This window comes from Kitasatospora sp. NPDC006697 (assembly GCF_042869935.1).
GTDB lineage: Bacteria > Actinomycetota > Actinomycetes > Streptomycetales > Streptomycetaceae > Kitasatospora.
In genome coordinates this window covers 99,271-125,180 of record NZ_JBIAGU010000019.1, presented here as the reverse complement: position 1 = coordinate 125,180, position 25,910 = coordinate 99,271, and the positions used below count along the sequence as shown (strand labels likewise).

Sequence of the window (25,910 nt, the reverse complement as noted above, 5' to 3'; positions counted from 1 at the left end):
CCTCGACGCCTACGGCGCCGCCGACGACACTCCCAAGCTTCTTCTCACCCTCCCACCCACCGGATACTCCCGCTCCCGCGGCAACAGGGCGGCGGCCTCCTCGCGCTCCCCCGCCCGGACCAGCTCGCGGATCCGCCGGGCCAGCGGCGTCACGTCGCGCACCGCCTCGATCCAGCGGTCGGCGTACTCCCCGGCGGCCCAGCCGGACAGGCCGAGCTGCAGCGAGCGGTGCGGCAGCGGCCGCAGGTCCAGGTCGCGCTCCGGATCCCACTGGACGCGCACGTCGCTGGTGCGCAACTGCCCGGCCCACTCGGCCCGGTCGGCGTGCACGCGCCGGTCGTAGTGCGAGAGGCAGGCCCGCTCCAGCGCGGCGTCGAAGCCGGCCCGGCTGATCTCCAGGGCCAGCACCCGCTCCTGGCCGGGCTTGCCGCCCCAGCCGCTGCGGTACATCATCCACAGGAAGCTGGGCTTGACCCAGGTCATCCGGGTGCGCGACCAGCTCTCCGGGAACGCGCCCCGGGCGATCGCGTGGTCGCCGATCTCCGGGCCGTACGCCTGGTAGACCGTCACCGTCCGCTCGGTGCAGGCCGCCCGGATGCGGCGGCTCGGGAGCTCCAGGGCTCCGCTGTTCGTCATGGGCGTGGAGCGTAGCGGTGAGCCCTTGGCCTGTCCTTGGGTTTTCCATGGGACTCTGGGTATCGCCGCGTGATCTTTCCGTGTCCGGGGTGAGACCGTTGGGGCGACGGGTTGTTAGGTGAGCCTTGCCTGCCCTACTGTCTCCCGTCGGACCCTCTCCCCAACCTCCGGAGCACTCGCATGTCCAGCGGACAGATAGCCCTGCTCGGGGCCATCGCAGGCTTCACCATCTACCTCGGACTGCCGATCGGACGGCTGCGCAATCCCGCGCCGCGGTTGCGGGCGGGGTTGAACGCGCTGGCGATCGGGATCCTGCTCTTCCTGGTCTGGGACGTGCTGACGCACGCCTGGGAACCGACCGACAAGGCGCTCGGGGACAAGCACTGGGGCACCGCCGTGGCCGGCGGGCTGGTGCTGGCGGCGGGGCTCGCGGTGGGGCTGTGCGGGCTGGTCTACTACGACCGGTGGAACGCCCGGAAGCGGGCCGGGCAGGACGCCAAGCAGGGCGCGGCCGGGCTGGCGATGATGATCGCGGTGGGCATCGGGCTGCACAACTTCGCCGAGGGCCTGGCGATCGGCAACTCCGCCGCCAGCGGTGAGATCTCGCTCGCCGTGCTGCTGATCGTCGGCTTCGGCCTGCACAACGCCACCGAGGGCTTCGGCATCGTCGCCCCGCTGGCCGCCGAGGGCACCCGGCCCTCCTGGGGCAGCCTGGCGCTGCTCGGCCTGATCGGCGGCGGCCCGACCTTCGCGGGCACCCTGGTCGGCCAGCACCTGGTCAACGACTACCTGAGCATCGCCTTCCTCGGCCTGGCCGCCGGGTCGATCCTCTACGTGGTGATCGAGCTGCTCGCGGTGGCCCGCCGGGCCGCGCTCAAGGAGCTGACCACCTGGATGATCCTGGCCGGCCTCTGCGCCGGCTTCCTCACCGACGCCGTGGTCACCGCCGGCGGCGCCTGAGCCCGGGGCGGGCCGGGCTCAGGCCCGGTCCGCCGCCAGCCATTCGGCCAGCGCCCGGGCGCAGTCGTCCACGCTCTCCCGCCAGGCCTTGACCGCGCCCTCGCCCGCCTCGTCGCTGACGTGCTTGACCAGCCGGATCGGCACCCCGGCCCGCCGGGCCGCGGCGGCCAGCGCATAGCCCTCCATGTCGACCAGGTGGGCCTCGGCGGCCAGCCGGTCGCGGGCTGCCGGGTCGGAGACGAAGAGGTCGCCGGTGGCCAGGGTGAGCCCGTCGGCGGCCAGGCTCAGCGGCTCGCCGGTGGGCCGGCCGGTCAGTTCGAAGAGCACCCGGCCGTCCAGGTCGTGCTGGCGCACCTCGGCGATCCGGTGGGTGCGGCCGGCCAGGCCCGGACGCAGCGCCCCGGCCGTGCCCAGGTTGAGCACCTCCGCCGGGTGCGGCCCGCCCGCCAGCACGGCGGCCAGCGCGGCGGCGGCGTTCACCTTGCCCATGCCGGTGAGCAGCACCGGCAGGCCGCCGTCCAGGTGCGCGGCCTCCTCGGCCAGCGCGAGCACCAGCAGCGGGCGGTCCGGGGTGATGGTTCCGATCAGCTCCATGCCGGCCATGCTAAGTCGCCCGCTCAGGAGCCGGCGCCGAACCGGTGCTTGAGGTTGGGGTCGTCCAGCCACCAGGGCCGCGAGCCCTCCGGCTCCTCGGGCTCGGCCGGGCCCGCCTGACCGGCCGTCACCCGGGCCTCGGCGCGGGCCGCCCGGGCGGCGGCGCGGGCCTCGTCCTGGGCGTCCAGCACCGCGTCCACCGCGGCGGTCTCCTCCCGGCCCTGCACGATCATCCGGCGCACCAGCGCGCACAGGAACGGCAGGCCGACCAGGTCGCCCAGCACCCAGAGGCTGTTGCCGCCCCAGGTCTGGTCCTGCGCCAGGCTCGGCCCCCAGGGCCGGTCCAGCGCGGTGTAGTAGTGCTGGGCGACGATGTGGCCGCCGTAGATCAGCACGATGCCCAGCGCCGCGTCGAAGATCACCTCGGCGAAGGTGATGAAGAGGCCCACCAGGTGCGGGTACTCGTGGCCCACCGGGTCCAGCTGCAGCCGCGGCCAGAAGTACGCCAGTCCGAGCAGCACCAGCGACAGGTGCAGGCCGGTGTTCCAGGCGCCGCTGCTCAGCGACTTCTCGTACCAGGGGGTGAAGTAGAGCAGCCACGGCGGCGCCATCAGCAGCGCGGTGGAGACGGCGGGGAACATCAGCAGCTTGGACGGCCCGCTGCGCAGCGCCCGCAGGATCCGCTCCCGCCGGGCCGGCGGCGAGGCCTCCACCAGCAGCGAGACCGGCGCCCCCAGCGCCAGCAGCAGCGGCACCAGCATCAGCAGCAGCACCACCTGCACCGCGCGGTCGGTGAACAGGATCCGCTCGTAGACGCCCAGGCCCGAGCAGGTGCACCAGATCCAGAGCAGCAGCCCGCCGAGGAAGGCCAGGGTCCGGGTCGGCTGCCAGCGGGTGCCGGCCCGGGCCAGCCGGCGCACCCCGAGCAGGTAGCCGCCGCCGAGCAGCACCGACAGGGCGAGCACCACCGGCTCGGCGGTCCACGAGGTGGCCAGGTCGGACCACTGCCACGGCGGCGGGCCGTGGTAGCCGGTGGCGGCCAGGACGGTCTGTGCGGTCTGCATCTCGTTCGCGCTCCATGCTCCGCCCGGTTTGGGCGGTTCCAACCAGCCATCATGGCCGATCCGGAGACGATCACCGCGTCCGGGGGCCCGACCCGCCTCCCCCGGGCGGGTCGGAACCGCATAGGGTACGCGCGGCGTCTTGCGACCCGCCGGGCTCGTCAGCGGCGGGACCTGGTGGCCATACTGCTGGCAGCACGCCGGTTCCGGGCGACCGGGCGGCTCTTGGGGGAGGGTAGGGGCGGGTGGGAACACCAGTACCGCAGAGCACGGCGCCGCAGGCCGCCGTGGCACCGACGGCACCGTCGGCACCGGCCGGCCAGTGGGCGCCCGCCGTGCCGGAGCGGCCGCCGGTGCGGCCGGGGCTCCGGGACCGGCTGGCGGCCTCGGCCGGCACCGCACCCGGCCGGCTGCGCCTCGTCGCCACCGGCCTGACCGTGCTGGTGCTCGGCCTGGGCGCGCTGACGGCCTGGCAGGTCAACGACCGCACGGCGGCCGCCGACCAGGTGGTGACGCACAGTCAGCCGCTGAGCCAGAACGCCGCCGAGATCTACCGCTCGCTGGCCGACGCCGACACCACCGCCGCGGCCGGCTTCCTGCTGGCCGGCAACGAGCCGGCCGACGTGCGCAAGCGCTACCAGGACGACCTGGACAACGCCACCAGCCTGCTCTCCCAGGCCGCCGAGCGCTCCGACGGCTCACCGGCGGCGCAGCGGCTGATCCGCGAGCTCAACCAGGAGGTCCCGGTCTACGCGGGCCTGGTGGAGACCGCCCGGGCCGACGACCGGCAGGGCCTGCCGCTCGGCGCCGCCTACCTGCGCTGGGCCTCGGCCAACATGCAGGGCGACGCCGCCCAGGGCGTCCAGCCCAAGGACGCGATCCTGCCCAAGGCCCAGCAGCTCTACCAGGTGGAGCTGGACCGGCTGAACCGCGACTACGCGGACGCCCGGTCCACCCCCTGGGCCGCCTACGCGCTGGGCGTGGTGGTGCTGCTGGCGCTGCTCTGGTTCCAGCTGGTGCTGTTCCGGCGGACCAACCGGGTGTTCAACCCGGGCCTGCTGGGCGCCACCGGTGCGGTGCTCGTGCTGCTGGCCTGGACGGCCGGCGCCTCGCTGGCCGCCGACTCCTCGCTGCAGCAGTCGATCGACCGGGGCACCGCCCCGCTGCTGGCACTGGACACCGCCCGCACCGACACCCTGCAGGCCCGCACCGCGGAGAACCTCAACCTGGTGGCCCGCGGCTCCACCACCGCCTACGCGGACCAGTGGACCAAGGCCTCCAAGGGCGACGACGGCGCGCTCAGCCGGGCCGCCCAGCTCGCCCCGGGCGGTGCCAAGGCCAAACTGGCCGACGCCCGGACCCAGTTCACCGACTGGACCACCAAGCACAACGCGGCCGACGACAAGAACAACAGCGGCGACTACCAGGGCGCGCTGAACCAGACCGTCGGCAGCGACCCGAAGAGCGACGCCGGCTCCTTCCAGGCGCTGGACAAGTCGCTGGCCGACGCGGTGACGGTCGAGCAGGCCGAGTTCACCAGCGCCGCCACCGACGGCCGGGACGCCACCGCCACCGTCGCCATCGCCGCCGGGGTGCTCGCCCTGCTGGCCGCCGCAGGCGTGCTGACCGGCATCGGCCGGCGCCTGGCGGAGTACCGATGACCAGGAGATCCGGAGGACGCATGCGGATCAGGACCGCCCTGCTGGCCGTGGCGCTGGCCGCCCCGCTGACGCTGCTCGGCAGCGCCCAGGCCGCCCCCGGCGGCCCGTCCGCCGCGGCCGGGCCGGCCAAGGCCGCCCTGACGGACGACCAGGGCTGCAGCCTGACCAAGAGCCTGCGCCCGAGCACCGACGAGAGCGGGCCGACCATCCGCGCCATCAAGGCCCGCGGGGTGCTGGTGGCCGGCGTGGACCAGAACGCCTACGACTGGGGCTTCCGCGACCCGGCCACCGGCCAGTTGCAGGGCTTCGACATCGACATCGTGCACGCGATCGCCAAAGCGCTGCTCGGCGATCCCAACAAGGTGCAGTTCAAGACCGTCCCGACAGCGTTGCGTATAAAAGCCATCCAGGACGGTTCGGTCGACCTGATCGCGCGTACGATGTCGATCACTTGCGACCGGTTGAACCAGGTGGCGTTCTCCACCGAGTACTTCCAGGCCGGCCAGCAGGTGGTGGTGCCGAAGGCGGCCGGCGCCAAGTCGATCGACGACGCGCTGAGGGGGAAGCGGGTGTGCGTGGCGGACTCCTCCACCGCGCAGGCCTACCTGAAGTCGAACCCGCGCGGCCAGGCGGCCGTGGTGACGGTCGGCAACGCGCTGGACTGCCTGGTGCGGATGCAGCTCGGCCAGGTGGACGCCACGCTGACCGACAACGCGCTGGCGGTCGGCCAGGCGGCGCAGGACCCCACCGTGCAGGTGATCGGGCCCTCGCTGACCGACGAGCCGTACGGGGTGGCGATGTCCAAGAACGCCCCCGACCTGGTGGCCCGGGTCAACCAGATCCTGGAGGACTACCGGCACGGGCTCTGGCAGGCCAGCTACCAGCACTGGCTGCAGCCGGTGCTCGGCCCGTCGGCCGGACCGCCGGCCGCCGACTACCTGCCGTAGCACGAGGATCAGGAGGAAGAGGGGCGTGGCGTTGACAGGATCCGCTGGCCCGGTGCTGAGCCGGGAGGAGGTGGACCGCGAGCTGAGCCGGCTGAGCGCCGAGCGCGAGGCCGTGGAGTCCGCGCTGCTCGCGCTCCAGGACCACCCGGGCCGGCGGCTGCTGGAGGGCGCCGCGCTCACCGGCCGTACCGAGGAGCGCTGGCAGGTCGCGGCGCAGGGGTTCACCCTGCTCTGGACCTTCTACGACCGCTACAGCGAGGCGCTGGCCTCGGCCCGCGCGGTGCGCTCCCGGCGGACCCGGCCCGGCTCGGCCGAGCTGGCCGAGCTGAGCGAGCTGCTGCGGGGCCGGGCCGTCACCGTCTCCGGTGGCCAACTCCCGGATTCCGCGATCCAGTTGGGCGGGCCGGCCCGGCTGGTCGAGCAGCTCACGCTGGCCGAGCTGATGGACCGGATGAACTCCTGCTACGCCACCGTGCTGGAGGTGGTGAACGCCGCCGACGCGGTCTGGTCCGCGCTGCCGGCCCGGATAGACCTGCTGGTCGCCGAGCTGCGCCGGGTGGCCAGCCTGGCCGGCTCGGTCGGGGTGCGGCCCGGCGGCCACCCGCTCGGCGACGACCTGGCCCGGCTGGAGCAGCAGTTGGCGGCCCTGCGGGCCGAGGTGCTGGCCGACCCGCTGGCGCTCTGGCGCCCGGCCCGGGTGCCGGCCCAGCGCGGCCGGGAGTCCGCCACCGGCGTGGCCGCCGCCCAGCAGGCGGCGGCCGGCGTGGTGGACGTCGAGCGGTTCGACCGGGCCGCCCGGGAGCTGGACGGCATCCGGGTCGAGCTGGAGCAGCTGCTGCGGCTGCGCGACGAGGCGGACGAGCGGCTGCACCAGGTGGCCGACCTGCTGCGGCGCGCCGACGCCACGCTGGGCGAGGCCCGGCAGGCCCGCGGCGAGGTGCTGGCCAAGATCGCGGCCACCGAGGTGCCGGCCGTGCCGGGGCCGCTGGCCGCGCTGCGGGACGGCGTGCACCAGGCGGCGGAGCTGCGGCAGAACGGGCAGTGGCACCGGCTGGCGCCGCTGCTGGACGCGCTGGAGGAGCAGGCCGCCCAGGAGCTGCGGCGGGCCCGCCAGTCGCTCACCGAGGTGACCGCCCCGCTCGCGGTCCGGGCCGAACTGCGCGGGCGGCTGGACGCCTACAAGGCGATGGCGGCCCGGCTCCGGGTGTCGGAGGACCCCGAGGTGATCGAGCGGTACGAGAAGGCCCGCTGGCTGCTGTGGAGCGCGCCGTGCGATCTGCGCGCGGCCGCGGCGGCCGTGGCCAGGTTCCAACAGGCTTTGCGCCCGGCGGCCGCGCCGCGGGACGCCCGGCCGTACGACGGACAGGGGGATTGAGATGGGTCAGGCGTGTGTCCGTCCGGAGTGCTCCGGCGGCGAGATCGACGCGGACGGCTACTGCACCGAGTGCGGGCTGGCGCCCGAGGGCGCGGGGGCGGTCGCGGCCGCACCCGCCGCCGCGGGCGGCGGTCCGGCGCCCTGCCGGCGCCCGGGCTGCTCGGGCACGATCGACGCGGACGGCTTCTGCGACGAGTGCGGGCTCTCCCCGGACCCGGCCGCCGCCGCGCCCGCCCCGGTGCTGCCCGGCGCCCGGCCCGCGCCCGACTCCCGCTCGGTCGCCTCGCACGCCTCCAGCCGCACCGGCTCGGCCCGTTCGATGTCCGGCCGGTCCCGCTCGCACCGCTCCACCCGGACCGGCACCCGCGGCTCGGTCTCGGTCCGCAGCTCCACCGGCACCGCCGGCAGCACCAGCCGCAGCCGGCTGGGCGCCGGCCTGGTCACCGTCCCGCCGGTGCCGAAGAGCGACCCCTCCAAGGCGGTGCTGGCCAACCCCGAGGTGCCGGAGCGCAAGCGCTTCTGCAGCAAGTGCGACGCGCCGGTCGGCCGGGAGAAGAACGGCCGCCCGGGCCGCCCGGACGGCTTCTGCACCCAGTGCGGCCAGGCCTACTCGTTCACCCCCAAGCTGCAGCGCGGCGACCTGGTCGGCGGGCAGTACGAGGTGATGGGCTGCCTGGCGCACGGCGGCCTGGGCTGGATCTACCTGGCGGTGGACCGCCGGGTGAGCGACCGCTGGGTGGTGCTCAAGGGCCTGCTGGACACCGGGGACGAGGACGCGCTGGCGGTGGCGATCGCCGAACGGCGGTTCCTCGCCGAGGTGGACCACCCGAACATCGTGCGGATCATCAACTTCGTCGAGCACCCGGACCTGCGCACCGGCTCGACCGACGGCTACATCGTGATGGAGTACGTCGGCGGCAAGTCGCTCAAGGACATCGCCAACGAGCGCCGCACCCCGGAGGGCCGGCGCGAGCCGCTGCCGGTGGCGCAGGCCATCGCCTACGCCCTGGAGGCGCTGCCGGCCCTGGGCTACCTGCACGACCGCGGCCTGGTGTACTGCGACTTCAAGATCGACAACGTGATCCAGAGCGAGGACACGCTCAAGATCATCGACATGGGCGCGGTCCGCCGGTTCGACGACGACGGCCCGATCTACGGCACCGTCGGCTACCAGGCCCCGGAGATCGCCACCGACGGCCCCTCCCCCTCCTCCGACCTCTACACCGTGGCCCGCACCCTGGCGGTGCTCACCTTCGACTTCCAGGGCTACAACACCACCTACCGGGAGGAGCTGCCGGGCCCGGAGGAGGTGCCGGTCTTCGCCCAGTACGAGTCGTTCTACCGGCTGCTGGTCCGCGCCACCGACCCCGACCCGTCCCGCCGGTTCGCCTCCGCCGAGGAGATGGCCGACCAGCTGCACGGCGTGCTGCGGGAGATCCTGGCGCTCTCCGACGGCCAGCCTCGGCCCGCCCTCTCCACCCTGTTCGGCCCCGAACTGCGGGTGGTGGACACCGAGCTGATCACCGACGGCGCGGCCCCCGTGCCCGGCCTGCCGCCGCTGGTGCCGACCGACGCCGCCGCGGCCGCGCTCGCCCTGCCGGTCCCCCGGGTGCACGCCGGCGACCCCAACTCCGGTTTCCTGGCCGCCCTGATGGCCACCCGCGCGGGCGACGTGCTGAGCGCGCTCGGCACCGCCACCCAGGACTCGGTGGAGCTGCGGCTGCGCCGGCTGCGGGCGCTGGTGGAGCTGGGCCGGCACACCGAGGCCGAGCAGTCGCTGACCAGCCTGCGGGCCGACCACGGCGACGACTGGCGGGTGGTCTGGTACCGCGGTCTGGCCCAGCTGGCCCAGGCCGGCGCGGCCGCCACCCAGGTGCAGACCCGGGCGCTGACCGAGGCCGCCGCCGAGGCCTTCGACGCGGTCTACGACGCCTTCCCCGGCGAGGCCGCGCCCAAGCTGGCGCTCGGCGTCTGCGCCGAGCTGCTCGGCAACCGGGAGGACGCCGCCGAGTTCTACCGCCTGGTGTGGACCACCGACCGCGGCTACGTCAGCGCCGCCTTCGGCCTGGCCCGGGTCTGCCTGGGAGCCGGCGACCGGGTCGGCGCGGTGGCCGCGCTGGAGTCGGTGCCGGAGACCTCCAGCCACTACACCGCCGCCCGGATCGCCGCGATCCGCTCCCGGGTGCGGGCCCGCACCCCGCAGGAGCAGCTGGCCGCCGACCTGGCCGCGGGCAACGACCAGCTGGCCCTGCTCGGCCTGGACGACCGGCGGCGCGAGCAGCTGTCGGTGGAGGTGCTGGAGACCGCGCTCGGCTGGACCCTGGCCGGCACCCCCGGCCACTCCCCGGCCGCCGCGGCGCTCGGCACCCTGCCGATCCGGGAGCGCGAGCTGCGGTTCGCGCTGGAGCGGTCCTACCGCTCGCTGGCCCGGCTGGCCGAGCGGCCCGAGGACCGGATCGACCTGGTGGAGCGGGCCAACCGGTCCCGCCCGCGGACGTGGGTGTGACGATGACCAACTGCCCCAGCTGTCACGACCCGGTGAGCCCGGCCGAGGCGTTCTGCGAGAACTGCGGCCTCAACCTCCGGGACGCCGCCCAACCCCCGGCACCGGCAGCCGACTTCGAGCCCCCGGCGGCCGCCGGCCCGGTCTGCGCGCACTGCGGGGCCGGACAGGTCGCCGCCGACGGATTCTGCGAGGCCTGCGGAATGGCCCAGCCCAGCCCGCGCGACCACGTCGAACTCTCGCTGGCCGGCGCGGCCGGGGTGAGCGACCGCGGCGTGCGGCACCACCGCAACGAGGACTCCTTCGCCCTGGCCGCCACCTCGCTGCCCGACGGCAAGCCCGCCGTGGTCGCGGTGGTCTGCGACGGCGTCTCCTCCGCGGCCCGGCCCGACGAGGCGTCACAGACCGCCGCGGACGCGGCCGTCGAGGCGCTGCTCGCCACCCTGGAGCGCGGCGAGCAGCCGGAGGCGGCGATGCGCGGGGCGATCGGCTCGGCCGCCGCCGCGGTGGCCGCGCTGGCCGAGGCCGGCCCGGTGCCGCCGCCCGGGCACAACGCCCCGGCCTGCACCGTGGTCAGCGCGGTGGCCGCGGCCGGCGTGGTCACCGTCGGCTGGGTCGGCGACAGCCGCGCCTACTGGATCCCGGACGACCGCGCCGACGCCGAGCCCTACCGGCTCACCGAGGACGACTCCTGGGCGGCCGGCATGGTCGCGGCGGGCCTGATGGCCGAGGCCGAGGCCTACGCCGACGCCCGGGCGCACGCCATCACCGGCTGGCTGGGCGCGGACGCCGAGGAGGTCGTCCCGCACACCGTCGCCTTCACCCCGCACGTGCCCGGGGTGCTGGTGATCTGCACCGACGGCCTGTGGAACTACGCCGAGGCCGCCACCGACCTGGCCGACCTGGTCCGGGTCGACGCCCGCACCGACCCGCTGCGGGCCGCCCGCGCGATGGTCTCCTTCGCCGTCTCGGCGGGCGGGCACGACAACATCACCGTGGCGGTGCTGCCGGTGCAGCCCGATCCGGCGGCCGGCTGGTCGGAGACCGTGCTCGACCTGCCCGTGCTCGCCCCTCCGGTGACGGGGGCGGCCCCGCCGGCCGTCCCGCCGATGCCAAGCTTCCCCCCGGCCTCCCGCAGCGAGCAGGGCTGACGCCCGCTCACCACCCTTTCCCAGGAGTCACGGCATGGCCAGTCTGACCAAGTCGAACCTGCCCAGGTTCACCACCGAGATCTTCCAGAACGAGTACCTCTCCGAGGGCGCCCGCGAGGTCAACGCGATCGTCACCGTCACCGCGACCGGCGGCGGCACCACCGGCGGCCGGCCGCTCGGCCTGGCCGCCGACGCGGGGCCGGCTGCGGGCCGGACCGTCAACAACGCCGCGGTGGTGCTGATGGTCGACTGTTCCGGCTCGATGGACTACCCGCCGACCAAGATGCGCAACGCCCGGGACGCGACGGCGGTGGCGATCGACACGATCCGCGACGGCGTCGCCTTCGCCGTGGTCGCCGGCACCCACGAGGCCCGCGAGGTCTACCCGGCCGGCGGGCAGCTGGCCGTCGCCTCCGCCGAGACCCGGGAGGCCGCCAAGCAGTCGCTGCGCCGGCTGACCGCCGGCGGCGGCACCGCGATCGGCACCTGGCTGGCGCTGGCCGACAAGCTCTTCCTGACCCGGAGCGACATAGCGATCCGGCACGGCATCCTGCTCACCGACGGCCGCAACGAGCACGAGAAGCCGGAGGACCTGCAGCGCACCCTGGACCGGGTGAGCGGCCACTTCACCGCGGACTGCCGCGGCGTCGGCACCGACTGGGAGGTCGCGGAGCTGCGCAAGATCGCCTCCGGGCTGCTCGGCACCGCCGACATCGTCGCCGAACCGGCCGACCTGGCCGAGGACTTCCGCTCGATGATGACCACCGCGATGGGCAAGCAGGTGGCCGACGTGGCGCTGCGGGTCTGGACCCCGGCCAACGCCACGGTGAAGTTCGTCAAGCAGGTCGCCCCGGACCTGGAGGACCTGACCGAGCGCCGGGCCGAGGCCGGGCCGCGGGCCGGCGACTACCCGACCGGCTCCTGGGGCGACGAGAGCCGCGACTACCACGTCTGCGTCGAGGTGCCCAACGCCGCGGTGGGCAACGAGATGCTGGCCGCCCGGATCAGCCTGGTGCTGCCCGGTGCGGACGGCGGCAGCGAGGTGCTGGCGCAGGGCCTGGTCCGCGCGGTCTGGACCGACGACCTGGCCTCCTCCACCCGGATCAGCCCGCAGGTGGCCCACTACACCGGGCAGGCCGAGCTGGCCGAGTCGATCCAGGAGGGCCTGGAGGCGAAGCGGGCCGGCGACCTGGACACCGCCACCGCCAAGCTGGGCGCGGCCGTCCGGCTGGCCCACCAGACCGGCAACGAGGGCACCTTCAAGCTGCTGCAGAAGGTGGTCGACGTGGTCGACCCGAAGGAGGGCACGGTCCGGTTCCGCAAGGACGTCAGCGAAGCCGACTCGATGACCCTGGAGACCCGGTCCACCAAGACCGTGCGGGTCTCCGGCCGCAAGCGGGCCGAATAGGCGACGGCCGGGCCGGACGCACCCCCCGGTGCGCCCGGCCCGGCCGGTTCGGTTGCCGGTGCGGCTACTTGATGTTCTTCACCAGGGCCTGGGCCAGCGTGGTCAGGTCCGGCAGCTGGCCGGAGCCGGCGTCGCTGCCGTCCAGCAGCAGCACCTTGTCGCCGAGCCGGACCACCAGGTTCTCCTGGCTGACGAAGTGGCCCTGCGGGACGTTCTTCAGCAGCGCGCTCTCGTCGCCCAGGCCGGCGACCGGGCTGTCGGAGAGCGCCATCTGGGTCTGGCCGCCGCCCAGGGTGTCCGCCTGGTAGCTCTTGCAGCCGTCCGCGGAGGTGCGGATCTCGGCCAGCAGCTTGGCCGCGTCGCCCGGGTGGTAGGCGGCGATCACCACGCTGACGCTGGCCTTGTTCGCGTCGCTCAGGTTGATCGAGGCGTAGGACGCCCGGTAGTCGACCGACAGGCCCTCGGCGCCCTGGTTGGTCCACCCCTTGCAGCTGTTCTGCGGCAGCTGCGGGACGCCCGGGTCCATGATGTTGGTGCCGGTGTCGAACTCGTTGCCGCTGCCGTCCAGCGTCCAGCCGGAGGGCAGGGTGGCGGCGGCGGGCAGCATCGCCTTGAGCGCGGTGCCGGTGGGCACCGCGCCCCCGCCGCCCGCGGGGGAGGCCGGGGCGGAGCCGCCCGAGGAGTCGGACGGGCTCGCGGCGGCCGCCGGGGCGGAGCTGCTGGGCGCGGCCGGGGCCGAGGCCGTGTCGGAGGCGGAGACGGAGGGTGCGGCGGCCGGCGGGGAGACGGCGGCCGTGGCCGAGGGCTTCGGCGAGGACTGACAGCCCGACAGCAGCGCGACGGACGCCAGCACTGCCCCCGCGGCGGCCGGAATTCTGAGCTTGGACATGCCCGCCAGCCTGCCCGGAGCCGCTAACGGCCCGCTCACGTCCGGCTCACGGGGCGGGCGGGATTGATGGATTGATTGCTCGACCAGACGGTTCAACGGGGTTCTGACGGTGCAACGGGGAGTAAGGATGCAGTTCGGGCTGCTCGGACCGGTGACGGCCGACACCGGCGAAGGACCGGCCACGATCGGCGCGCCCAAACAGCGGGTGGTGCTCGCGGCGCTGCTGCTGGAGGCCGGGCGGGTGGTCTCCACCGAGCGGCTCACCGAGCTGCTCTGGCAGGGGCGGCCGCCGGCCACCGCGCGCACGGCGCTGCAGAACCACGTGATGCGGCTGCGGGCCGCGCTCGGGCCGGCCGGGGAGCGGATCCTGACCCGCGGTCCGGGCTACCTGATCGAGCTGCGGGCCGGCGAACTCGACCTGGAGCGGTTCCTGGCGCTCGGCGAGCGGGGCGCGCAGGCACTGGCCGCCGGCCGCCCGGCCGAGGCGCGCGACCTGCTCGGCCGGGCGCTGGAACTGTGGCGCGACGAACCGCTGCTGGACGTGGACTGCGCCGAACTGCGGGCCACCGCGGCCGGGCGGCTGGCCGACTGCCGGACCAGGGTGCTGGCCGACCGGATCGACGCCGACCTGGCGCTCGGTCAGCACCTGGCCGTGCTGCCCGAACTGCGGGCCGCGATCGGCGACCGGCCGCTGGACGAGCGGCCGCACCGGCAGCTGATGCTGGCGCTCTACCGGGCCGGGCGGCAGGCCGAGGCGCTGGCCGTGCACCGGGAGCTGCGGGCGGTGCTGGTGGCCGAGCTGGGGATCGAACCGGGGCCGGAGATCGCCGAGCTGCAGCAGCGGATCCTGTGCGCGGATCCGGAGCTGCTGGCGGTGCCGGCCCCACCCGCCGCGCCGCCCGCCGCCCCGGCCGAGCCCGTGCTGCCGGCGCCGCCGGCGCGGCGGCGGCCGCAGTTCGCGGCGGTGCCGCTGACCGGGGTGCTGATCGCCGGGGCGGCGGTGCTGCAGGCCGACGCCGGGCGGCACCCGCGGCCGGCGGTGACGGCGGCGGCCGCGGCGCACGTGCGCTACGTGGCCAGGACGGGCAGCGACGAGCAGGTGCTCAGCAGCACCGCGGTCGACGTGCCGGTGCTGGTGCCGGTCAGGGCCGGGGACACCCTGGTGGTCTCGCTGATGCTCACCTCGACCGACCCGGGCCCGGTCACGGTGACCGACAGCGCCGGGGACGCCTACGCGCCGGTCGCCGACGTGACCGATCCCACGGGCCACCGCACCATGCTGCTGGCGGCGTTCGGCGTACGGGCGCTGGGCACGGCGGACCGGATCACGGCGGGGTACCCGCGGGCCAGCAAGTACCACATCGCGGTGGACGAGTTCAGCGGCGTCAGCGCGGCCGCCGGGCGGGCCGCCGCCTTCGCCGACCCGGGGTCGGCGCCGACCGCCTTCTCCACCAGCGCCACCCCGGTCGCCTGCGGGCCCGGCGACCTGCTGGTGGCGGCGGTGGGCTCCAACTCCGGCCCGGCGCCGCAGTTCGTGGCCGGGTGGCGCAGCCTGCCGGTGCTGAAGCTCTCCTCCTACCGCCTCAGCACCGCCTACCGGCTCGCCGGCGCCGCCGAGCCGGATCGCTGTGCGGCCACCGGCACCACGACGGCGCAGTGGGAGGCGGCGCTCGCGGTGCTGCGCTGAGCGGGGAGCAGCCGAGGGGAAGCGGCACCCGCGGGGTCCCTCTCCGACCCCTCGGGCGGGGGCCGGCCACCCGCCGGACCCTCGCGGTCCACCGCCGCCGTTCTCCCGGTCACCACTCATCGGTATCGTGAGAGGCTGTCGTGAAACTGGTTCCGCCGGGGGCCGGGACCTGCCGAGATGTGGGGGATTTGATGGCGATCTGCCCGAGTGGCCACGAGTCGCAGTCGGAGGACTACTGCGACTACTGCGGCCTCGCCATGCGCCCGGCCGGGGTCCCGTTCGGCGCGGCCGTGCCCCCGCCGCCGCCCGCGCCGCCGCATGCGCCGCCGATGCCGGGGGGCTTCCCCGGGGCCACCGAGGGCCTGCTCACCTGTCCGATCTGCCGCACCCCGAAGGCCGGCCGGTACTGCGAGGAGTGCGGGTACGACTTCGACCTGTCCACCTCCCCCGGCATGGCGGTGCCCAACTACGGCTACCCGCCGCACGGGCCCGGCCAGCAGCAGGCGCCGTTCCAGCCGCCCAGCTACCAGACGCCCGGGCAGCAGCAGCTGCAGGGCCAGCAGCAGGTGCAGGGCTACGGCTACCCGCCGCCCGGCCCGGCGTACCCGCCCCAGCCGGAACCCGCCTACCCCCTGGGCGACCCGTACGGCGCGGTCCCGGGCTACCCGCCGGCCGAGCAGTCCGTTCCGGCGCCGAGCGTCGAGCAGTACGGCACCTCGTTCCACCTGGCCCCGCCGTCCCAGCAGGTGCCGCAGGCCGAGCCGGTGCGGTCGAACTGGGTGGCCGTGATCAGCGCCGACCGGGACTACTTCACCGACATGATGGCGCGCAGCGGCCCGGAGGCCTCCGGGCTGTTCTTCCCGCCGTACTGCCCCGAGCGAAGAGTGCCGATCACCGGCCGCGGCCAGCTGCGGATCGGCCGGCGCAGCCAGCACCGCGGCACGGTGCCGGAGATCGACCTCTCGGTGCCGCCGGAGGACCCGGGCGCCTCGCACCAGCACGCCCTGCTCGCCGAGCAGCAGGACGGCAGCTGGGTGCTGGTGGACCAGGACTCGACCAACGGCACCACGATGAACGGCGGTTCCGAGCCGATCGCGCCGCACACCGCGATCGCGCTCAACGACGGCGACCGGATCCACATCGGCGCCTGGACCACCATCACCCTGCACCGCGCCTGACCCGTCACCCCGTTGACCCGCTGATCGGTGGGGCCCGTCGACCGGCCCGCCCCGGCGGGCGTCGTAGGACCGAAGTCCCGGTTCCGGCGCCCGCCGGGGTCTGCGACCATGGTCGGGTGACTGAGATCGGGCGTGACGGTGCTGGCGAGGTGAGCTTCTTCGAGGCGGTCGGCGGTGAGCCGACCTTCCGGCGGCTGGTGCACCGGTTCTACCAGGGGGTGGCCGGGGACGAGCTGCTCCGCCCGATGTACCCGGAGCAGGACCTGGGCCCGGCCGAGGAGCGGCTGGCGCTCTTCCTGATGCAGTACTGGGGCGGACCGCGCACCTACAGCGACGAGCGCGGCCACCCGCGGCTGCGGATGCGGCACGTCCCGTTCCGGGTGGACAAGGCCGCGCACGACGCCTGGCTGCGGCACATGCGGGACGCGGTGGACGAGCTGGACCTCGCCCCGGAGGCCGAGCGGCAGCTCTGGGACTACCTCACCTACGCCGCGGCCTCGATGGTCAATTCCGAGTGATCCGACCGGATGTCCGACCGGATGCATTTGGCATGTACGGTGCCCATTCGCTTTCGCTAAGAACTCTTTTCGCGCTGAACCCTTTCGTTTGAGTTCGCGCTCTGACAATATCGCCCGGTATTCGGTGCGAAGCTTCCGCAGGCCGGTGCTCATGCTGCACATCCTGCTGCCCTGCCACCCTGCTGCCCCGCGGCTGCCTCGCGCCCGAATGTCGACTTGTCGGGGGACCGGGGGAGGGACGGCGTCCTATGGGCGGCTTCGTCCTGCGCAGACTGCGCAGCAGACTCGCACTGGCCGGCGCGGCGATGCTCACCATCCTGCTCACCGCGGCGGTGCTGGCGACGCTCACCGCGTTCGACAACGCGGTGGGTGCGGCCGGTGAGCGCCGCTCGCTGGTCGGGCCGGACCGGGCCAGGACGTCCGTGCTGGTCAGCACGGACACCGACCTGGCCGGGCGGGCCAAGGCCGAGCCGCGGGTGCGCCAGCTCGCCGCCGACCTGTCCGGCGCGCTGCCCAACACCGTCCGGATGGCGGCCCGCAGCCACGCGCTGGCGCTGCCGCAGCCGGTGCCCGCGCCGGTCCGGCCGGACGGCTCGCCCACCGACCCGGACCTGACCATGCTGGCCTCGCTGGATCCCCGCGAGGTCACCATGAGCGCGGGCCGGCCCCCGCGGGCCAGCGCCCCGGGCGCACCGATCGAGGTGGCCGCGCCGGACAGCGTGATCGGCCGGCTCGGCCTGCAGCCCAAGGCGCTGCCGCTCACCCTGCGGCTGACCGACCGGTTCGACGGCTCTCCGCACGAGGTGGTGGTCACCGGGACCTACCACCCGACCGACTCCGCCGACCCGTACTGGCAGATCGACCCGCTGGGCGGCCGCGGCGTGCAGGTCGGCGGCTTCACCACCTACGGCCCGCTGCTCGCCCCCGACGAGGCCTTCACCGACTCCTCGATCTCCCAGCAGAGCGTCAACTGGCTGATCACCACCGACTTCCGCTCCGCCTCGCTGGCCCAGCTGGACGCGCTGCGCGGCTCCGCCGACCAGCGGATGGGCGACTTCCAGAACTCCACCGGCTGGACCACGGTCACCCAGCTCACTGCCGTGCTCGGCGAGTTGCACACCGGACTGCTGGCCGGCCGCTCCACCCTGGTGATCGGCGCCCTGCAGCTGGCGGTGCTGGCGACCGCCGCCCTGGTACTGGTCACCCGGCTGCTGAGCGAGCGTCAGACCACCGAGAACGCACTGCTCACCGCGCGCGGCGCGGCCTGGTACCGGATCGCCGGGATCACCGCGCTGGAGGCCGGACTGCTCGCGCTGCCCGGCGCGCTGTTCGCCCCGCTGCTGGTGCCGCCGCTGCTCGGCCTGCTCGGCCGCACCGGTGCGCTGGCGAAGACCCAGGTGCCGCTCCCCGGCGGGCTCACCGCCGGCTCCTGGTGGATCTCGGCCGGCACCGCGCTGGTCTCGGTGCTGATCGTGCTGGCCCCGACGGTGGCCCGGGCCGGCGGCGCGGTGGTGCAGGTGCGGGCCGGCCGGCGGCAGGCGCTGGTCTCCGGGCTCAGCCGCTCCGGCGCCGATCTGGTGGTGCTGGTGCTCGCCGTGCTCGCCTACCTGCAGCTGCGCCAGTACAGCTCCGGCAGCACCGGCGGTGCGCTCTCCACCGACTCCTCCGGACAGCTCGGCCTGGACCCGGTGCTGGTGGTCGCGCCCACCCTGGCGCTCTGCGCCGGCACCCTGCTGGCGCTGCGGCTGCTGCCGCTGGCGGCCAGGCTCGGCGAGCGCTGGGCTGCCCGCGGGCGGGCGCTGCCGGCGGCGCTGGCGGGCTGGCAGTTCGCCCGCCGGCCGCGCCGCAACGCCGGGCCGGTGCTGCTGATGGTGCTGGCCGTCTCGATGGGCGTCCTGGCGCTCGGCCAGTCCGCCTCGCTCGACGCCTCGCAGCGCGACCAGGCCGACTTCACCACCGTCGACGGCCTGCGGATCACCCAGGCCGCGCTGCCGCCGGTCGGCCAGGCCGGCATGCTCACCGGGCTGCCCGACGGCGACCGGCTCGTCCCGGTGGCCCGTCAGGAACTGCCGCTCAGCAACGGCAGGACCGGCCAGCTGCTGGCCCTGGACGCCGACAAGGCCGCCCAGTCGGTCCGGCTGCGCGACGACCTCAGCGGCGGCCGCACCCCCGCCCGGTACTTCGCCCCGCTCACCCACCCGTCCGCGGACGACGGACTGGTGCTGCCGGGCCGGCCGCTCCAGCTCACCCTCGACCTCTCCGTCACCAGCACCACCGGCACGCCGATCCCCTACACGGTCGACCACCCCTACCCCGGGGAGAGCGGCAAGCCCTGGCCCGCGCCGCCGACCGCACCCGTGCTGGACCTGCAGATGCACGACCGGGTCGGCAACCTGATCACCACCAAGGTGACCGGGCTGCCGGTGAACGGCGACGGCACCGTCACCGTCGACCTCTCGGCGCAGTCCGCCTCCCCGGTCGGATCGCTCGCCTACCCGCTGACCCTCACCGGCATCCAGATCGGCTTCGAGGAGAGCGGATACGGCAACCTGAGCCAGCAGGTGACGGTGCACCGGATCACCTCGACCGCGCTGGACGGCAGCACCGCGGCGACCGCCGGGCTGCCGGACGGGCTGGACTGGCAGGCGGCCAGCACCACCGAGGACCCCGACGCCCCGGTCTTCCGGCAGTTCGCCACGACCGCCCACCAGAAGCTGCCCGTGGTCATGCCCGTGGTGGACACCGCGGACCGTCAGGACCTGTTCCGGATCGGCTACTACAACGGCCTGGGCGCGGGCCTCAACACCGCCGCGGTCAACCTGCGGGGACCGGCCGGGGTCCCGCCCACCGCGATCAACGGGCTGGCCACCAAGGAGTTCCTGGCCGCGGTCGGCAGTTCGGTCGGGCAGACCGTGCCGATCCAGTTCGACGGCGCCCAGCTCCCCGTCACGATCGTCGCCGTGGTGCCCGGCATGCCCACCGTCGGTGCGCCCGGTGGCGGCGCGCAGGGCACGCTGATGGTCGACCTGCCCACCCTCGACCGGGCGATCACCGCGCTCGGCGGCTCCGCGCCGACCGCGGGAGAGTGGTGGCTGCCGAGCAAGGGCCCGGGCGACCAGGCACCCGCGCGGTTCGCCGCCGCGCTGCGCCGGGGCGTGGTGCCGACCCGGTTCCAGCTGGACGACGACGTGTACGGCTCGCTGCGGCTGGACCCGCTGGCCGCCGGCCCGCAGGCCGGACTGCTCGGCCTGACCGTGACCGCCGCCGTGCTGGCCGCGATCGGCTTCGCCGCCGCGGCGGTCGGCGCCGCGGCCGAGCGGGCCACCGAGTTCGCGGTGCTCCGCGCGCTCGGCACCCCCGCCCGGCAGCTGGCCCGGATGGCGGCGGCCGAGCAGAGCATCCTGATCGCGCTCGGGCTGGGGCTCGGCGCGCTGCTCGGCACCGCGCTGACCCACCTGGTGGTCCCGCTCACCGTGCTGACCCCGGCCGCCCAGCGGCCGGTGCCGGCGGCGCTGGTGGTGCTGCCGCTGGGGCAGACGCTGCTGCTGCTCGCCGGGGTCGCCGCGCTGCCGGTCCTGCTCACCGTCTACCGGGTGCTGCGGCCGACCCGGGCCGGGGAGACCACCACCCGCCTGCGCCACTCGGAGGAGATGTGAGCAGCGACCGCGACCCCGAGGGCGAGCTCGAGCCGGTCCGCATCCACGGCTCCGCCGAGCCGCGCGCGCCCCGTGAACCCCGGGCCTTCCGGTCCGCCCGGTCCGCCAGGTCCGCCAGGTCCGCCAGGTCCGCCCGGCGGTCGGTGGCGCCCTGGGTCCGCACCCGGCTGCGGACCAGCCGGGCCGCCGCCCTGCTGCTGGCCGTCCTGGTGCTGGGCACCGCATTCCTGGGCGCCGCACTCCCCCGGACCCTGGACCGCGCCGCCGACGTCGCGCTCACCAAGACGCTCACCGACGCCACGCCGCACGCCCGCTCGCTCTACGCGACCGAGGTCGCCCAGCTCCGCCCGGGCGCCAGCGCGCCGCCGGCCTTCACCATGTCCGCCGCCGACGGCATCGCGGCCTCCATGCAGTCCCAGCTGGTCGCGCCGTTCGCCCCCTCCGTCGAGGAGGAGAGCTGGGGCGTCCGGTCGACCCTGGGCCGCACCCTGACCGACCCCGGGCTGCCGGTGCTGGAGGAGAAGCAGCCGCAGCTCAAGCTCGCCACCCTGCACGGCCAGGACCAGCGCTACAAGATCGTCCAGGGCCGGCCCGCCACCCACACCGACGGGCAGCCCGGCTGGGAGGCGGTGCTCTCCACCGCCGACGCCAAGCAGCTGAACATCACGGTCGGCACCGTGCTGCACGCCGCCGGGCTGGAGATCGCCATCGTCGGGCTCTACCAGCCCGACGACCCGGCGAGCGCCTTCTGGACGGACACGCCCTGCCTGACCGCCGCCTGCGTCACCTACACCCAGGAGATCCCGCCGTCCCCGTTCTGGACCGTTGCCGCGCTGGTCCCGGACACCGCCGCGCCGGACATGGCGCGGTTCGAGCCCGCCCAGATGTTCTGGCAACTGCCGATCGACCCGCACCACCTGCGCGCCGACCAGCTCGACCAGGCCCAGGAGCTCGTCGACTCGGTCCTCTCCGGACACCGCTCCGGCAACGTGACCGACGGCTCGGGCCGGATCCTCCAGGTCACCTCCGACCTGCCGGTCCTGCTCAGGCAGGCCCAGCTCGACCAGCGGGCCGCCGCCCCACTGGAGACCATCGGACCGCTCGGCGCCGCCGCCATCGCCTTCGTGGTGCTGCTGCTGGCCGCCGACCTGGCCGTCGACCGGCGGCGCGCCGAACTGCTGCTGCTCCGGGCCCGCGGCGGCTCGCTGCGCGGCATCGGCGGCCGGCTGCTCGGTGAGACGGCGGTGCTGGTGCTGCCCGCGGCCGCGATCGGCACGGCGGCGGCGCTCGCGCTGCTGCCCGCGCCGCGCTGGCAGGCGGCGGTGCTGGCCGGGGTGGCGACGATGCTGGTCGCGCTGCTGCCGTTCCCGGCGCGGGCGGTGCTGCTGGTGCGCGGGGCCGATCCGGCGAGGCGGCGCCGGCCCGCCGGGCAGCGCGGCCGCCGCCGGTTCAGCCTGGCCCGACTGGTCAGCGACCCGCGCCGGCTGGTGCTCGAACTCGCCGCGCTGGCCGCCACGCTGGGCGCGGTGGTGGCGGTGCGCCGGCGCGGGGTGGGGCCGGACAGCTCCGTCGACCTGCTGGTCAGCTCCGCGCCGCTGCTGATCGCGCTGGCGGGGGCGGTGCTGCTGGCCCGGCTCTTCCCGCTGCTGCTGGCGCCGCTGGTGCGCGGGGCCCGGTGGAGCTCCGGGGCGATCGGGTTCCTCGGGCTGGCCCGGGCCACCCGGAGCGCGGCCGCGGGCGGCGACGCCGGACGCGGCGAGGGGCGCCGGGCGCCCACCGTGCTACCGCTGCTGGCGCTGCTGCTCGCGGTGACCACCGCCGGGTTCGGCGTCACCGTGCTCGAATCCACCACCTCGGCCCGTCAGTTCGCGGTCCGTCAGGCCGCGGGCGGCGACGCCCGGGTGACCGGCAACGACCAGATCACGCTCCCGCCCGACTTCACGGCCGCGGCGGCCAGGCTGCCCGGCGTGCGGCAGAGCCTGCCCATGGTGGTCGACCGGACCGCCACGGTCGGCACGGCCAACGGCGGACTGCTCAGCGACGCGATCGTGGTGATGGTCGACCCGGCGAGCTACGCCGCGCTGGCCGACCGGGTCGGCTACGGGCAGATCGACCCGGGCCTGCTCAGCGCGCCGACCTCGGCGCCGGGCGACCCCGTACCGGTGATCACGACCCGCGACTTCGGCTCCACCGGCCGGGACAGCGACCTGCAGACCGTCCAACTGCCCGGCACCTACGGCACCATGAAGTACAAGGTGGTCGCGACGGTGGACAGCTCGCCGCTGCTGCCGGCCGGCGGCACCCGGCTGGTGATGGTGGTCTCCAGCGCCGCCGTGCTCCGCCAGCTGCCCGCCACCAAGGACATGCTGGACGCGCCCAACACCTGGTACGGCATCGGCGACGGGATCAGCGGCGACGCGATCCGGCAGCTGCTGGGGAGCGAGCTGAAGCTGGGCAAGGGGGACGGGTCCGGGAGCGCGGCGGGCTCGGGCGCTTCGGCGAGCCCGGGCAGCTCGGCGAGTGCGAGCGGTGCGGCAGGTGCGAGTGGTGCGGCAGGTGCGAGTGGTGCGCCGGGCGCGCCGACCACGCCCCCCGCGGTGGTCAGTCAGAACGTGGCGGGCGGCGGCTCGCCGGTGGACGACTACTTCTCGATCGCGACCGCCGCGGACGTCGCCGCCAAGCTCGGCAGCCACCCGCTGCAGCACTCGGCCGCGCAGTTCTTCTGGACCGCGGTGGCCGCCTCCGCCGGTTACAGCCTGCTCGCCCTGCTGCTGACCCTGCTCCGGGCCGCACCGGAACGGGCCGCGCTGCTGGCCCGGCTGCGCACCATGGGGCTGCGGCCCGGCCAGGGCCTGGCGCTGATCCTGGTCGAGGCGCTGCCCCAGGCCCTGCTGGCCGCCGCGGCGGGGGCGGGCCTGGCCTGCCTGAGCGCGCCGCTGCTCGGCTCGGCCGTCAACCTGTCCTCGATGGTCGGCGCCACCGTGCCCAACGGACTGCAGATCGCCACCGCCCAGGTGTGGTGGCTGGCCGCCGGACTGGCCGGGCTCAGCGCCCTGGTCGTCCTGGTGGAGACGGCCGTGGCCGGCCGGCGTCAGATCAATACCGAGTTGAGAGCGGGGGACGAGCGGTGACGGCTCCGGAGCAGGACACGACCGGCAAGGGCGCCGGGGACGGCACGGGCGGCGCGGGTGGCGCGGGTGGCGCGGGTGGCGCGGCCGGCGCGGCCGGCAGCAGTGCGGGGAGCGGAGGCGGTGCGGTCGGCGGGACCGCGCGGGCGGTGATCCGCGAGGACGTCAGCCTCGAGGAGTTGCGCCGCCGCGCCGAGGCCAAGCGCACCCAGGCCGCCTACGGCCACGACTCGGTGATCGCCTGCGACCAGGTGGTGCGGATCTTCACCGCCGACCGGGTCGAGGTGCAGGCGCTCCAGGGGCTCGACCTGCTGGTCCGCAAGGGCGACCTGATCGCCCTGGTCGGCGCCTCGGGCAGCGGCAAGTCCACTCTGCTCAACATCCTGGCCGGGCTGGACACCCCGACCGCCGGCACGGCCACCGTGGCGGGCTGCGACCTGCTCGGCATGTCCGCCAAGGAGCGGCTGCGCTACCGGCGCGAGGTGGTCGGCTTCGTCTGGCAGCAGACCGCGCGCAACCTGATGCCCTTCCTGACGGCGGCGCAGAACGTGGCGCTGCCGATGCAGCTCAACGGCGAACGCTGGCAGGCCGGCCGGACCGCGCGCAGGGCCGCCCGGGCGCACGAGCTGCTGGACGCGCTCGGCATCGCCCACCTGGCCGGCCGTCGGCCGGCCCAGCTCTCCGGCGGTGAGCAGCAGCGGGTGGCGATCGCGGTGGCGATGGCCAACAACCCCTCGGTCGTGCTGGCGGACGAGCCCACCGGCGAGCTGGACTCGGAGACGGCGGGCTCGATCTTCGAGGCCTTCCGGACCGTCAACCGGGAGCTCGGCGCCACCGTGGTGATCGTGACCCACGACCCGATGGTGGCCGGCGAGGTGCGCCGCACCGTGGCCATCCGGGACGGCCGGACCAGCTCCGAGGTGCTGCGCGAGACCCTGACCGACGAGCACGGCCGGGAGTCCACCACCGAGCGCGAGTACGTGGTGCTGGACCGCACCGGCCGGGTGCAGCTCCCCCGGGAGTTCCTGGCCGCGCTCGGCATGGAGCACCGGGTCGCGGTGGAGCTGGAGCCCGACCACATCGCACTCCGCGCGGACGACCGGGCGGCACAACAGGACGCGGCCGCGGAGAGCGGTAACGGGAGCGGGAGCGGAAGCGAGGCCGCGTCGGCGCAGGGCGAATCCTGAGGCAGCCGGCGACCGGGCTCAGCCGAGCGGCGTGAGCCCGAGGCCGGCGCCGGGCGTCGCGGTCCGCAGGACCACCGTGCCGTGCGGCGCGCTCAGCCGCTGCCAGCCGCCGGCCCGGTGCGCGGTCAGCGGGGCATCTGGGCTCAGGAAGCCGATCCGGTAGGCGGCGTGGGCCGCCCGCAGCGGCAGCGCCGGCAGCACCTCCAGCGGCCGGGCCCAGATCTCGTCGGCGAGGCCGTCCAGCACCGCCCGGGTCCGGTGGTGCTCCGGCACCTGCGCCGTGCGCTCCTTGAACTCCCTTACGGAGTCGATCAACTGAGGCATCACCAGGTTCGTCTCGGTGGTCCCGAGCAACTGCCAGCCGGCTCGCGGCGGCAGCATCCCGGCCCAGGCCGGACCGGTCACCGGCGGCGGCACGGCGAGCGTGCCCGCCGCCTCGTCCACCCCTTCGAGCAGTTGGCCCGCCGAGACCGTCGAGTCGGCGGCCGGCGCCTGCCCGGCCAGCCGCGCGGTGCGCAGTGCCAGCACCCCGGTGCCGCCCAGCGGCAGCCGCCCGTAGACGGCCAGCACACCGCCCCCGGCCGTCTCCTCCCCCACCGCGCCCGAAGTGGGGACGGCCTGCAGGCGCACGGCCGCCGCCCGGTCGAACCGCAGCAGCCGGGTCAGGAACGCGCCCAGGTCCGCCGCCTCCCGCGGGTCGGCGAAGGAGAGCGGCAGGGTGCTGATCACGCGGCGACCTTCTCGCCCTCGTCAGCACCGCTCGGCAGGTCCGCGTCGGCCGGACCGGCCGTGCTGTCGGCGGCCGGCTCCTCCGCGCCGTCCAGGTAGCGGCTGAGGAAGGCCCGCTCCACCTGGCTGATCCGCCGCGGCCGGCCCGCCGCCAGGTCATAGGGCACCACGACGGTGGAGGCCCGGACGTAGACCTTCTCGGTGCCGTCCTCGGCGACGTCCTTGATCTCGTAGCCCACGGTCACCGAGGCGCCGCCGACCCTGGTCACCCAGGTCTCGATGGTGACCGGCTCGGGCCGGTGGACCAGCGGGAGCTTGTAGTCGATCTCGTGCCGCGCCACCACCGACCCGCCCGAGAACTCGCCCGCCCCGGCCTCGGCGGCCCGGTGGAACATGAAGTCGATCCGGGCCTCCTCCAGGTAGCGCAGGAAGACCACGTTGTTCACGTGACCGAACGCGTCCATGTCGGACCAGCGCAGCGGGCAGGCGTAGAGGTGGCGAGCCACGGATTCGTTCTCCTTCGGGGCCTGGTGAGGGCCTGGCAGGGGGCCGGTAGGCGGGACGGCGGCAACCGTTCCACGGGTCGGCCCGGCGCCGGCCCTCTCGTGCGTCGGCCCGGCGGCCACCCTCCTCGGGCGGCCG

19 protein-coding genes are annotated in these 25,910 nt (G+C 75.2%); 13 read left to right on the top strand and 6 right to left on the bottom strand.

Annotated elements, in window-relative coordinates; genetic code table 11:
* Positions 1-9: 9 nt before the first annotated feature.
* Positions 10-636, bottom strand: coding sequence for a DUF4291 domain-containing protein (locus ACFYNO_RS25220; RefSeq protein ID WP_388016660.1), 627 nt, complete (start codon positions 634-636; stop codon positions 10-12).
* 180 nt (positions 637-816) lie between these two features.
* Here ACFYNO_RS25220 and ACFYNO_RS25215 point away from each other — a divergent pair, with 180 nt between their 5' ends.
* Entirely contained in the window at positions 817-1,596 is a 780-nt protein-coding gene (locus ACFYNO_RS25215) for a ZIP family metal transporter (RefSeq protein ID WP_388016657.1), read from the top strand.
* A gap of 18 nt (positions 1,597-1,614) precedes the next feature.
* Here ACFYNO_RS25215 and ACFYNO_RS25210 read toward each other — a convergent pair whose 3' ends face one another.
* Complete coding sequence (locus tag ACFYNO_RS25210) at positions 1,615-2,190, bottom strand: nucleosidase (protein ID WP_388016654.1); 576 nt, start codon at positions 2,188-2,190, stop codon at positions 1,615-1,617.
* 23 nt (positions 2,191-2,213) lie between these two features.
* Positions 2,214-3,254 (bottom strand): cytochrome c oxidase assembly protein, encoded by a 1,041-nt coding sequence (locus tag ACFYNO_RS25205; protein ID WP_388016651.1) that lies wholly within the window; start codon positions 3,252-3,254, stop codon positions 2,214-2,216.
* Positions 3,255-3,496: 242 nt separating this feature from the next.
* Here ACFYNO_RS25205 and ACFYNO_RS25200 point away from each other — a divergent pair, with 242 nt between their 5' ends.
* Genes ACFYNO_RS25200 through ACFYNO_RS25175 form a run of 6 tightly spaced genes read left to right on the top strand, consistent with a single transcriptional unit; the run spans position 3,497 to position 12,296 of the window.
* Positions 3,497-4,912 (top strand): hypothetical protein, encoded by a 1,416-nt coding sequence (locus tag ACFYNO_RS25200; RefSeq protein ID WP_388016648.1) that lies wholly within the window; start codon positions 3,497-3,499, stop codon positions 4,910-4,912.
* Between the two features lie 20 nt (positions 4,913-4,932).
* Entirely contained in the window at positions 4,933-5,859 is a 927-nt protein-coding gene (locus ACFYNO_RS25195; protein WP_388016645.1) for a glutamate ABC transporter substrate-binding protein, read from the top strand.
* 25 nt (positions 5,860-5,884) lie between these two features.
* Entirely contained in the window at positions 5,885-7,234 is a 1,350-nt protein-coding gene (locus ACFYNO_RS25190) for a hypothetical protein (RefSeq protein ID WP_388016642.1), read from the top strand.
* A gap of 1 nt (position 7,235) precedes the next feature.
* Entirely contained in the window at positions 7,236-9,740 is a 2,505-nt protein-coding gene (locus ACFYNO_RS25185) for a tetratricopeptide repeat protein (RefSeq protein ID WP_388016639.1), read from the top strand.
* 2 nt (positions 9,741-9,742) lie between these two features.
* A complete protein-coding gene (locus ACFYNO_RS25180) occupies positions 9,743-10,888 on the top strand; it encodes a protein phosphatase 2C domain-containing protein (protein WP_388016636.1) in 1,146 nt (381 codons plus the stop codon).
* A gap of 34 nt (positions 10,889-10,922) precedes the next feature.
* Positions 10,923-12,296, top strand: coding sequence for a VWA domain-containing protein (locus ACFYNO_RS25175; RefSeq protein WP_388016633.1), 1,374 nt, complete (start codon positions 10,923-10,925; stop codon positions 12,294-12,296).
* A 64-nt stretch (positions 12,297-12,360) separates the two neighbouring features.
* Here ACFYNO_RS25175 and ACFYNO_RS25170 read toward each other — a convergent pair whose 3' ends face one another.
* Positions 12,361-13,185 carry a hypothetical protein gene (locus tag ACFYNO_RS25170; RefSeq protein WP_388016630.1) on the bottom strand — a complete coding sequence of 275 codons (825 nt, stop codon included), beginning with the start codon at positions 13,183-13,185 and terminating at the stop codon, positions 12,361-12,363.
* 127 nt (positions 13,186-13,312) lie between these two features.
* Between ACFYNO_RS25170 and ACFYNO_RS25165 the strand changes: the two genes are divergently transcribed.
* The 6 genes from ACFYNO_RS25165 to ACFYNO_RS25140 all read left to right on the top strand — a co-directional run bounded on the left by ACFYNO_RS25165 (position 13,313) and on the right by ACFYNO_RS25140 (position 24,539).
* Positions 13,313-14,872, top strand: a complete 1,560-nt coding sequence (locus ACFYNO_RS25165) for a BTAD domain-containing putative transcriptional regulator (protein WP_388016626.1) — start codon at positions 13,313-13,315, stop codon at positions 14,870-14,872.
* 191 nt (positions 14,873-15,063) lie between these two features.
* Positions 15,064-16,050: an FHA domain-containing protein gene (locus ACFYNO_RS25160; protein WP_388016623.1), complete on the top strand. Its 987-nt coding sequence runs from the start codon at positions 15,064-15,066 to the stop codon at positions 16,048-16,050.
* A 116-nt stretch (positions 16,051-16,166) separates the two neighbouring features.
* On the top strand, positions 16,167-16,568 hold the full coding sequence (locus ACFYNO_RS25155; protein ID WP_388016620.1) for a globin: 402 nt from the start codon (positions 16,167-16,169) through the stop codon (positions 16,566-16,568).
* Between the two features lie 248 nt (positions 16,569-16,816).
* On the top strand, positions 16,817-20,224 hold the full coding sequence (locus ACFYNO_RS25150; RefSeq protein WP_388016617.1) for an FtsX-like permease family protein: 3,408 nt from the start codon (positions 16,817-16,819) through the stop codon (positions 20,222-20,224).
* Positions 20,221-23,355: an FtsX-like permease family protein gene (locus ACFYNO_RS25145; RefSeq protein WP_388016614.1), complete on the top strand. Its 3,135-nt coding sequence runs from the start codon at positions 20,221-20,223 to the stop codon at positions 23,353-23,355. The genes ACFYNO_RS25150 and ACFYNO_RS25145 overlap by 4 nt, the downstream gene beginning before the upstream one ends.
* A gap of 149 nt (positions 23,356-23,504) precedes the next feature.
* Entirely contained in the window at positions 23,505-24,539 is a 1,035-nt protein-coding gene (locus tag ACFYNO_RS25140) for an ABC transporter ATP-binding protein (RefSeq protein ID WP_388016831.1), read from the top strand.
* Positions 24,540-24,557: 18 nt separating this feature from the next.
* On the opposite strand, the gene ACFYNO_RS25135 is transcribed toward ACFYNO_RS25140, so the two are convergent.
* Together ACFYNO_RS25135 and ACFYNO_RS25130 are read right to left on the bottom strand one after the other, a co-directional pair.
* A complete protein-coding gene (locus ACFYNO_RS25135; RefSeq protein WP_388016611.1) occupies positions 24,558-25,268 on the bottom strand; it encodes a hypothetical protein in 711 nt (236 codons plus the stop codon).
* Positions 25,265-25,774 (bottom strand): acyl-CoA thioesterase, encoded by a 510-nt coding sequence (locus tag ACFYNO_RS25130; RefSeq protein WP_388016608.1) that lies wholly within the window; start codon positions 25,772-25,774, stop codon positions 25,265-25,267. Before ACFYNO_RS25130 ends, ACFYNO_RS25135 begins: the two co-directional genes overlap by 4 nt.
* Between the last annotated feature and the right edge of the window lie 136 nt (positions 25,775-25,910).